At 67.5% G+C, this 8,933-nt stretch carries 11 protein-coding genes; 5 read left to right on the top strand and 6 right to left on the bottom strand.

The features are described 5' to 3' along the window. The first annotated feature begins 135 nt into the window (after nucleotides 1-135). Nucleotides 136-1,308: a pyridoxal phosphate-dependent aminotransferase gene (locus tag ABQE89_RS14905; protein ID WP_448417818.1), complete on the top strand. Its 1,173-nt coding sequence runs from the start codon at nucleotides 136-138 to the stop codon at nucleotides 1,306-1,308. Between the two features lie 7 nt (nucleotides 1,309-1,315). Here ABQE89_RS14905 and ABQE89_RS14900 read toward each other — a convergent pair whose 3' ends face one another. Genes ABQE89_RS14900 through ABQE89_RS14890 form a run of 3 tightly spaced genes read right to left on the bottom strand, consistent with a single transcriptional unit; the run spans nucleotide 1,316 to nucleotide 3,333 of the window. Further along, entirely contained in the window at nucleotides 1,316-1,759 is a 444-nt protein-coding gene (locus ABQE89_RS14900) for an SRPBCC family protein (RefSeq protein WP_448417816.1), read from the bottom strand. Nucleotides 1,760-1,817: 58 nt separating this feature from the next. After that, entirely contained in the window at nucleotides 1,818-2,897 is a 1,080-nt protein-coding gene (locus ABQE89_RS14895) for a CaiB/BaiF CoA transferase family protein (RefSeq protein ID WP_448417814.1), read from the bottom strand. Further along, nucleotides 2,890-3,333, bottom strand: a complete 444-nt coding sequence (locus ABQE89_RS14890) for an SRPBCC family protein (protein ID WP_448417812.1) — start codon at nucleotides 3,331-3,333, stop codon at nucleotides 2,890-2,892. Before ABQE89_RS14890 ends, ABQE89_RS14895 begins: the two co-directional genes overlap by 8 nt. Before the next feature lie 31 nt (nucleotides 3,334-3,364). Between ABQE89_RS14890 and ABQE89_RS14885 the strand changes: the two genes are divergently transcribed. Continuing rightward, nucleotides 3,365-3,808: a nuclear transport factor 2 family protein gene (locus tag ABQE89_RS14885; protein WP_448417810.1), complete on the top strand. Its 444-nt coding sequence runs from the start codon at nucleotides 3,365-3,367 to the stop codon at nucleotides 3,806-3,808. Here the strand turns inward: ABQE89_RS14885 and ABQE89_RS14880 are convergent. The 3 genes from ABQE89_RS14880 to ABQE89_RS14870 all read right to left on the bottom strand — a co-directional run bounded on the left by ABQE89_RS14880 (nucleotide 3,805) and on the right by ABQE89_RS14870 (nucleotide 7,116). Next, nucleotides 3,805-4,785 carry an NAD-dependent epimerase/dehydratase family protein gene (locus ABQE89_RS14880; RefSeq protein WP_448417808.1) on the bottom strand — a complete coding sequence of 327 codons (981 nt, stop codon included), beginning with the start codon at nucleotides 4,783-4,785 and terminating at the stop codon, nucleotides 3,805-3,807. The genes ABQE89_RS14885 and ABQE89_RS14880 overlap by 4 nt on opposite strands. Before the next feature lie 127 nt (nucleotides 4,786-4,912). After that, entirely contained in the window at nucleotides 4,913-6,472 is a 1,560-nt protein-coding gene (locus ABQE89_RS14875; protein ID WP_448417806.1) for a phytoene desaturase family protein, read from the bottom strand. 50 nt (nucleotides 6,473-6,522) lie between these two features. Continuing rightward, nucleotides 6,523-7,116 carry a TetR/AcrR family transcriptional regulator gene (locus tag ABQE89_RS14870; protein WP_448417804.1) on the bottom strand — a complete coding sequence of 198 codons (594 nt, stop codon included), beginning with the start codon at nucleotides 7,114-7,116 and terminating at the stop codon, nucleotides 6,523-6,525. Between the two features lie 70 nt (nucleotides 7,117-7,186). On the opposite strand from ABQE89_RS14870, the gene ABQE89_RS14865 reads away from it, so the two are divergent. From ABQE89_RS14865 to ABQE89_RS14855, 3 genes are read left to right on the top strand one after another with little or no spacing between them, the layout of a single operon-like run. Beyond that, nucleotides 7,187-7,678, top strand: a complete 492-nt coding sequence (locus ABQE89_RS14865) for a DUF2834 domain-containing protein (protein WP_448417802.1) — start codon at nucleotides 7,187-7,189, stop codon at nucleotides 7,676-7,678. Beyond that, entirely contained in the window at nucleotides 7,675-8,142 is a 468-nt protein-coding gene (locus tag ABQE89_RS14860) for an ester cyclase (RefSeq protein WP_448417800.1), read from the top strand. Before ABQE89_RS14865 ends, ABQE89_RS14860 begins: the two co-directional genes overlap by 4 nt. Further along, entirely contained in the window at nucleotides 8,139-8,927 is a 789-nt protein-coding gene (locus ABQE89_RS14855; RefSeq protein ID WP_448417798.1) for an MBL fold metallo-hydrolase, read from the top strand. Before ABQE89_RS14860 ends, ABQE89_RS14855 begins: the two co-directional genes overlap by 4 nt. Nucleotides 8,928-8,933: the final 6 nt, after the last annotated feature.

Genomic DNA, 8,933 nt, shown 5'->3' with positions numbered 1-8,933 from the left:
CAACCTGTTGGTTGGGCAGCCTCACTGCCCGCCCCTCTCCGCGCGAACGTTGATTACCCGCACAAAATTCGCCAATTTTGCGCGCGGTAATCAACGTTCGCGGGGGTTTCGCGTGGGGGCATAGGCTCGACTGCCATGACCGTGCAGCGACTGCAGCCCTATGCGGTCACCATCTTTGCCGAGATGTCGGCGCTGGCCGCCCGCATCGGCGCTGTCAACCTCGGCCAGGGGTTTCCCGACGAGGACGGCCCGCCCGCGATGCTCGAGGTGGCGCGGTCCGCGATCGCCGAGGGCGTCAACCAATACCCGCCGGGCCTGGGCATCCCCGCCCTGCGCGAGGCGATCGCCGCCCAGCGAGCGCGTCACTTCGGCAGCGAGTACGACCCGGACACCGAAGTATTGGTGACGGTCGGTGCCACCGAGGCCATCGCGGCGGCGGTGCTCGGGCTCGTCGAACCCGGCTCCGAAGTGCTACTGGTCGAACCGTTCTACGACTCCTACTCCCCCGTCATTGCGATGGCGGGATGCACGCGCCGCGCGGTGCCGATGAGTGCCGACGGGCGCGGGTTCCGCATCGACGTCGACGGATTGCGGCGAGCGGTCACGCCGAAGACCAGGGCGCTGATCGTCAACAGCCCGCACAACCCGACGGGCATGGTGGCCTCCGACGGCGAACTGCGAGCGTTGGCGCAACTGGCCATCGACGCCGACCTGTTGGTGATCACCGACGAGGTCTACGAACACCTGGTATTTGACGGCCACCGGCACCTCCCGCTGGCGTCCTACCCGGGCATGGCCGAACGCACGGTGACGATCTCGAGCGCGGCCAAGATGTTCAACGCCACCGGCTGGAAGATCGGATGGGCCTGCGGCGCTTCGCATCTCATCGCCGGAGTGCGAGCCGCCAAGCAATACCTGTCCTATGTCGGCGGGGCGCCTTTCCAGCCCGCGGTGGCGCATGCGCTCAACCACGAGGAAGCGTGGGTGGCGGCGCTACGGGACTCGATGCAGGCCAAGCGCGACCGGCTGGGATCTGCGTTGGCGGAGCTGGGGTTTGACGTGCACGACAGCTCCGGTACGTACTTCCTGTGTGCGGACCCGCGTCCGCTCGGCTACCACGACAGCGCCACGTTCTGCGCGCAGCTACCGGAGCGTGCGGGCGTGGCCGCCATTCCGATGTCGGCGTTCTGCGATCCGGGCGCGCAGCACGCTGACGCGTGGAACCACTTGGTGCGCTTCGCATTCTGCAAACGCGACGACACTCTCGACGAGGCGATCCGGCGGCTGAGCGTGCTCCGTCGCTCGTGACGGGCGTCTATCGCGTCGCGCCGGCGGTCACCCGGGTGCGCAGCGACTCCGTCGCGATGTTGAGCACCATCTCCTTGGCCCTGCGCAGCAAGAACTCCGGGATGGGTGCCGCCAGGTCCAAGGTGATGTCGAAGCGCACGTTGGTGCGGTCCTCGCCGACGGGGGTGAGGTTGTACTCGACATGCTGGCCGCGTTGCTGGAACGTGTCCTGGGCGTCCCAGACCATCCAGGTGTCGCCCCAGTGGTATTCGAGCACCTCTTTGTCGGTGATCCCCAAGATCCGAAACGTCGCCTTGACGTGGCGGGGCCTACCGTCCGGGTAGCGGTCGAGCACTTCGGCGCGCTTGTGCACCGGCGACCAGGTCGGCACCTGCTCGATGTCGGCAAGTGCGTCGAGGATCACCCCCGGCGGGGCGTCGAAGACCACCTCTCGCGAGGCGCGGATGGCCATACCGGCAAAGCATAGTTACCAGTCGAACCTCGCGCAATGGTTTTTGCAGCTAATGTCGCTACCAGTCGATGTCGGCCAACGGCGTGGCGGCCCGCGGCGGCGCGCCGACCGGACCGGCCGGGGTGCGCGAGAACCGGGGCGCCGGAGCGGCCTGCTCCACGCCGTGTGCGCTGACCACCGTCGAGCGCGCCAGCAGGTGCGGGCTTCGCGCGGCCTCGGCCCAGGTGAGCACGGGCGTGACGCAGGCGTCGGTGCCGTCGAAGATCGCCGCCCACTGGTCGCGGGTTTTGCCGGCGAACCGCTCGGTGAAGATCCGGCGCATCTGCGGGTACCGGGCGACGTCGAACTGGCCGGGCACGTCGTCGGCGGCCAGGCCGAGGCCGGCGAGCAGTTGCGCGAAGAATTGCGGTTCGATCGCGCCGACCGCCATGTACTTGCCATCGGAGGTTTCGTAGCTGCGGTAGAACGGCGCCCCGCCGTCGAGCAGGAACGATTCGCGCTCGTCACGCAGCGCGCCGGTCGACTTCATCGTCCACATCGTCTGCGACAGAAGACTCACGCCGTCGACCATCGCGGCGTCGATCACCTGACCGAGACCGGACCGCTCGCGTTCGTAGAGCGCGGTGACGATGCCGAGCAGCACGAGCATCGACCCGCCGCCGAAGTCGGCGACGAGATTCAGCGGCGCGACCGGCGGCCGGTCGCGGTAACCGATGGCCGACAACGCACCGGTCTGCGACAGATAGTTGATGTCGTGGCCGGCGGTGGTTGCCAACGGCCCGTCCTGGCCCCACCCGGTGATGCGGGCGAAGATCAGCCGCGGGTTGACGGCCGCGCAGTCGTCGGGCCCGATGCCGAGGCGCTCGCAGGTGCCGGGGCGAAAGCAGTCCAGCAGCACGTCGGCCTTGGCGGCCAGGCCGAGAAACGCCGCGGGGTCGCGCTTGACGTCGAGGTCGACGGTGCGCTTGCCGCGGTGCAGCAGGTCGACGTCCTCGGCGGGCATCTGCAGCCCACCGGGGCGGCGCACCCGCACCACGTCGGCGCCGAGGTCGGCCAGCACCATCCCGGCGTGCGGTCCCGGCCCGATACCGCCGAGTTCGAGCACTTTCACGCCGGCCAACGGACCGGCGTCAACCACCCTTGTTGACCTTGAGCACCTGCTTGCGCAGGCCGTCGGTGGCGGTCTCCATCGCACCCTTCATCGCGCGCTTGAGCACGAAGCCCGGCAACGGCACCGATAGGTCGACGGTGATGTCGAAGCGCACCTTGGTCTTGTCGCCGTCGGGCGTCAGGGTGTAGCTGGCGTCCTGCGCCTTCAGTTGGCCCGCGGAGATCAGCGTCCAGCTGGCCTTGTTGTCCGACCAGGTGTACTCGACGACCTGCTCGTCGGTGATGCCCGCGGACTTCACCTTCATCTTGACCCGCTTGGGCCTGCCGTCGTCGTAGGACTCCAGGATCTCGGCGCTCTGGTACTGCGACGACCAACTCGGCGTCGACTCGACGTCGGCGATCACGTCGAGGATCTGCGCCGGGCTCGCCTCGATCACAACCTCGCGGGAATCACTGGTGGCCATGGCGTGACGATAACCGGTTACGGTTGGGCTCATGGAACTTTGGGAACTTTCGGCACGGGAGCGGATCAGGGACACGATGGCCCGATACAACTGGTCTGGCGATGCGATGCGGCTGACCGAACTGGCCGAAAGCTTCTGCACCGACGGCGAGCTCGAAGTGCGCGGCAGTGAACCGGTGCGGGGACGCGAGGCGATCGTCGACTTTCTCAGCGGCGCGACCACCGAGCCGGAGAAGAACGCAGCAGCGTCGGGCGTCAAACGCATTGTGCGCCATAACATCGCGAACATCCGCTTCCTCGAGATATCACCGAACGAGGCTCGTGTCGCAAGTTATTTCACGGTGCTCACCGAGGTGGGCCTCGACCATTACGGCCGGTACCGCGACGTGTTCGTTCCCGTCGACGACGCCTGGCTGATCCGCCATCGCTTCGTCTCGACCGACTGGGCCGCGCCGGACTCGACGATGGCGCGTTAGACGGACTCGGCCAGCGCGACCAGCGTTTCGGCGGTGGTGTACCGCGGCGTCCAGCCCAGCTGCGTCTTGGCCTTCGTCGTATCCATCACCACCGAGGTGCGCCCGACGTGCAGCCACTCCAGAATCGACGGTACGAAGGGCAGCCTGGCGACCACCTCGGAGACGGCCGTCGCCGCGATACGCGGCACCCGTACGGGCCTGGCGCCGAGCCGTCCGGCGAGCGTGGACATCGACACCACCCCGTCTCCGGCGATGTTGTACGCCCCCGGCGGCGCCGAAGTCGTTGCGGCCAAGGCGATTGCCGCGGCGACGTCGTCGTGGTGCACCAGTTGCAGCGGGGTGCCGGGATCCGGGAACGGCGGCTTCAGCAGCGGCAGCGCCTGCGTGATCCGCTTGAGTGGTCCGGGCAGTTGGTTCCACGGCATCGCATCAGCGAGCGCAGGCGCCTTCGGCCCGGCGACGATGCAGGGGCGCAGCACGTAGACCTCGAGGTCGGAACCCGCGACGATGTCGGCCAACGCGGCCTCGCATGCGGCCTTCTGCTCGGAGTAGTAATGCTCGGGTGACCCGCGCGGCGGTACGTCCTCGGTGATCGGCACCGGATTGTCGGAGTGGTAGCCGTAGGCCGCGACCGACGAGGTGTAGACCAACCGGCGGGGACGCCCGGCGGCCACCGTCGCCTCGAACACGTTGCGGGTGCCCGCGAGGTTGACGCGGGCGCTCTGCTCGCGGGTGCCCATGATGATGAAGGCCAGATGGATCACCACATCGGCGTCGGCGACCAGCCTGTCGACGGCGTCGCGGTCGGTGATGTCGCCCTGCCGATACTCGGTCTTGGTCCAGCCCTGCGCGCCTGGGTCGAAGCGGCGCCGCGCCATCCCGATGATCCGGTCGACGTCGGCTTCGCGTTCCAGTGCGGTGACGGCCGAGATCCCGATTTCGCCCGTCGGCCCGGTGACCGCCACGGTGACTCCCATGCCTGTCGTGGTTCCCGGTGAGCGGGCCGCCGAAACAGGTCCCGTTTCCCGCCGAGCAGACGCAAAAGTGCGCGACACGCCGCGAGTTCTGCTGACTTTGCGTCTGCTCGCGGCAAGGGGGGGCGCGTTACAGGTCGGCGAGCGCCGCCTTGGCGGCGTTGTAGCCGGGGATGAACGTGATGCCGGGCCCACCGTGGCAGCCGGCGCTGCCCAGATACAGCCCATCGACCGAAAGCGGCTGATCGACATAGCCTTTCGGCCCTGGCCGGTTGATGCCCATCTGATCGGGATGGATCAGACCGTGACAGTAGTCGCCGCCCGGAGCGCCGAACATGGTGCCCATGTGTTTGGGCGTGAACGTGGTGTGGCGGATGATCAGATCGGCGAAGTTGGGCGCCAGGCGGGTGATCTTCTCGATCACCCGTCTGCCCATCTCGACCTTCATCTGGCCGTATCCGGTCTCGCCCTCTTCGACGGGGAACCACAGCGAGAACGCCGAGGCGGCGTGCTTGCCCGCAGGCGCCAGGCCGGGGTCGTTGACCGACGGGATCTGCAACGCGATGGCCGGATCGGCAGGCACGATCCCGTGTCGGCAGTCCTCCCACTGCTGCTGCAATTCCTCTGGCGTGGAGAAGATCCCGATGTTGGACTGCATGGCCGGATCGTTGAGTAGTTCGTAGGGCGCCGCGAACTCCGGTACCCCGTCGAGTGCGAAGTGCATCTGCAGATAGCTACCCCGGTGGTCGATGCGCGAGAACCGCTGGCGGACATCGTCGGGCACCGCCGCCGCCGAGACCAGGCCGTTGACGGTGAGGTCCGGTGCCACCGCCGAGATCACCACCGGCGCGGTCAGTGTCGAACCGTCCTCGAGGCGGACACCGCCGACCCGGCCGTCGGCGACCACTATCTCCGCGACCTTGCTGCGCAGCCGCAGTTGGCCACCGTTGGTGGTGAACACCTCACACAGATGCGACGTCAGCGCCCCGATACCGCCCCGCAGCTTCTTGACCAGCAGCGCGTTCTCGTCGGGCACGGCGAACCCGAAGGCCAACGCGGCCGCGGTGCCCGGTGTCGCAGGCCCGCGATAGGTGGTGTTGACGGCCAGCAGCGAGAGCATGCCGCGCAGTGCGCCGTGCTTCTCCTTGTCGGGCAGGTAGCGGTCGAGCACGTCGGTGACCGACCCGAACAGCAGGTCGGTGATCGTCGAGCGTTCGAATTCGTTTGTGGCGCAGTCATACATCTGGTCGATGGTCTTGGGCGGCTGCCCCGCGTCGAACCGGCCCAGCGCTCTCGTCGGGGCCTGACACCAGGCCATCAGGCCTGCCATCCCGTTGACGGCCTCCGCGCCGTGCACCTCGTTGACGTGGGTCATCAACGTGATCGGGTCGGTGTAGTAGACGAACGGTTCATCCCCGATCCCGCGCAGCGACACCGACATCACGTCGAGGTCGACGGTGGGCAGTCCGTCGAGGCCGAGTTCGCGGCTGACCGTCGCCGATGTCGGCACCTGAACCGAGCCCGCGATCTCGAACTTGTAGCCGTCGAACAGTTCGACGGTCGAAGCCATCCCGCCCGCGTAGAGCTTGGAATCCAGGCAGGCCGTGCGCAGGCCCGCCTTCTGCAGCAGTGCGGCGGCGGTCAGGCCGTTGTGGCCGGCGCCGACGACGATCGCGTCGAAGTCCGTCATCGGCTGAGGCTGACACGCGCCGATAGTTTTGTCAATAATGACAAAACGTGTCAGGCGACCCCCTTCGCCAGGGTGTCGAGCGCCTCGCGGGTGAGCCGGGACAACTCCGGAAGGGAGCGCTCCTCGCCGAGCATCCAGACCTCCATCGCGCCGAACACCGCGGCCGCGATGGACCGCGCGGTGACGGTGACGCGCATCCGGTGGTCGGGGCCGGTGCCGGCGCCGCCTTCGTCGAGCAGGTGCTCCTCGATCACCTTCGCGAAATCGGCCTCGACCTGACGCATGTGATGCGCGATGCGCCCGGGTTCGAGTTCCTGTGCGCGCAGTGCGGCGGTCTGCGCGACAGCCCAATCGTCATAGGGCCGCGCCATGATCGCGGTGTACACCGATTCGGTGATCGGCTCGGCCGGATCGCGCGTCGCCAGCGCGGACTTGAACCACTGCAAAGTCGCGTAGTCGGCGAACAGCAGGTCGTGTTTGGACGCGAAGTGCCGGTAGAAGGTGCGCAGCGACACGCCTGCGTCGGCGGCGATCTGCTCGGCCGAGGTGTCCTCCACCCCCTGCGCGAGGAACCGCACCACCGCCGCACGGCGAAGCGCCTCGCGGGTGCGCTCGCTGCGCGCGGTCTGGGCGGGTCGGACCATGTGCCGAAACTACCCCATCGAATGTTTTGTCACTATTGACAAAACTTTCGGCGGTCGGAACACTTCCGCTATGGTTTCGCTGATCACCCACCTCGTTCTGGGATTCGCCACGCTGGCGCTGATCGTCAAGCTCAATCCGGCGGTGTTCGCCAGGGTCGCGTCCGGACCGCAGGTGTCGAAGCTCGAGGTCTTCTACTACGTGGCCGGTGTCGCGTCGGTCGTTCTCGGCTACTACTTCAACAACCAGTTCGTCGCCGAGTACGCCCCGGCAGGCGGGTTGCACAACTTCATCTGGGGCCCCGGCAGTTGGGCGGAGTTCATCGCACTGGGTTATGACAACCCCGCCGCCAGTTCGGCCAGCCAGGACTACACGATCATGAGCTTGCTGTTGTTTCCGGCGTGGCTGCTGGTCGACGGCAGCAGGCGCGGCATCAAACACGCGTGGCTGTATCTCGGGTTCATCCTGTTCGCCAGTTCGGCGTTCGCGTGGGCGTTCTACCTCGCGACCATCGAACGACAGCGTCGCCACCAACAGGCGCGGCAGCTTACAGTTCATGAATGATCAGTACCGAACTGCGTGATCGCCGCCTCGCGGTCGTCCGTGAGCACATGGACACCGAGGTCACCAAGGAGTTCGACCGCACGTTGGCCACGTTCAAGACCGACGCGGGTGGGCGCCCGCGCTACGAGATCATGGCCACCGGTCAGATCTTCGACGGCGAGGACGAGGTCATGGGCTACTACCGCACGACCCGCACGGCCTTCCCCGACCAGCGCCACGACAACGCCCGCTTTCACGTCGCCGAAGACACCGTCGTCGTCGAATTCGACCTGCTGGGAACCAATCTCGGCGAGTTCTACGGGCTACCGCCGACGGGCCGGGCGTTCCGGGTGCCGATCATCGCCGTGTTCTTCTTCGACGACGACCGAATCGTCAACGAGCGCATCTATTTCGACTCCGCGAGCCTGGTGACCCAGATCGGACGCGGTGAGCTGCTGAGCCTGATCGGTTCGGACCAGCTGTGAAGGTCCAGCACCTCAACTGCGGCACGATGCGCCCGATCGGCACGCCGCCGCTGGTGTGCCACGTGCTGTTGGTCGAGACCGACAACGGCCTGGTCCTCGTCGACACCGGACACGGCACCCACGACTGCGACGATCCCGCGCGCCGGGTGGGGCCGACGCGCGTGGCGTTCCGGCCGGCACTGGACCGCGACGAGGCCGCGGTCCGCCAGATCGCCCGCCTCGGGTTCGACCGCGACGACGTGCGCCACATCGTCGTCACGCATTTCGACATGGACCACATCGGCGGCATCTCCGACTTCCCGCAGGCGCAGATCCACGTCACCTCGGCGGAGGTGGACGGCGCGGTGCGCGCACCGTCGTGGCGAGAGCGGATTCGCTTCCGGCCCGCCCAATGGGCGCACGGACCACGGCTTGTCGAGCACACCGCCGACGGGGAGAAGTGGCGGGGCTTCGCGGCCGCCAAGGAACTCACCGAGATCTCGCCGGGCATCGTGCTGGTGTCGTTGCCCGGTCACACCCGTGGACACGCATGCATTGCGGTCGACGCGGGTCACCGCTGGGTGCTGCACTGCGGCGATGCGTTCTACCAGTCGGGCACCATCGACGGCCGGTCGCGGGTCCCGCGGCCGCTGGCCGTCATCGAGCCGTTGCTGGCCTTCGACCGAAAGCAGGTGCACGACAACCACGCCCGGCTCACCGAGCTATACCGACGCCAGGAGCCCGACCTGCTGATGGTGTGCGCCCATGACGCGACGCTCTACGAGCACGCGAAGGCCACCGCCTGACGGCTG

Source organism: Mycolicibacterium sp. XJ1819 (assembly GCF_053483675.1).
This window is presented reverse-complemented; position numbering and strand designations above follow the sequence as displayed.